This is a genomic window from Planctomonas deserti (assembly GCF_003067705.1).
GTDB classification, from domain to species: Bacteria; Actinomycetota; Actinomycetes; order Actinomycetales; family Microbacteriaceae; genus Planctomonas; species Planctomonas deserti.
This window is the reverse complement of sequence record NZ_QANL01000214.1, coordinates 1-517: the sequence shown is the minus strand read 5'-3', so window position 1 is coordinate 517 and position 517 is coordinate 1. Positions and strand designations below refer to the sequence as shown.

Sequence of the window (517 nt, the reverse complement as noted above, 5' to 3'; positions counted from 1 at the left end):
TGGCCATGATGTCGATGGCATCGTGCACGCGGCCCTCGCTGCGTGCATCGGTGAACGTGTCGCGCAGCTGGGACGCCTGGATGCCCTGCACCGGCAGCAGCAGACCGGCTGGCGCATCCGCAGTCCGCGCGGCTGACGGTGCGGTGGCGGCGGGGGCAGGGGCCGTGCCGAGCGGCGCTACGGATTCCTTGGCCGGCGCCACAGCTGCTGCCGGTTGTGCTTCCGGCAGCGAGGCGGCTACCGGCTCGCCTGCATCGGGGCGCAGCCACCAGCCGGCCCCCAGTCCCAGCAGAACACCCAGCGCGATCAGCTGCGAAAGACGCATCGGCTCACTCCTGCATCACCACGGGGACGGAGGTATCCACCGCATCGGCCACACGCAGCGCATCCCAGTTGGTCATGCGCACGCAGCCATGCGACTCGGTCTTGCCGACATGGCCGGGCTCGGGCGTGCCATGCAGGCCGTAGTGTGGCTTGGACAGGTCGATCCAGACCCGGCCGACCGGATTGTTCGGGC

1 protein-coding gene and 1 pseudogene are annotated in these 517 nt (G+C 70.2%); both read right to left on the bottom strand.

Annotated elements, in window-relative coordinates; translation table 11 throughout:
• Positions 1-325: pseudogene (locus DAI20_RS20345) on the bottom strand (hypothetical protein); the annotation flags it as partial.
• Between the two features lie 4 nt (positions 326-329).
• A partial coding sequence (locus tag DAI20_RS20340) for a L,D-transpeptidase (protein ID WP_159085179.1) occupies positions 330-517 on the bottom strand: 188 nt, incomplete at its 5' end.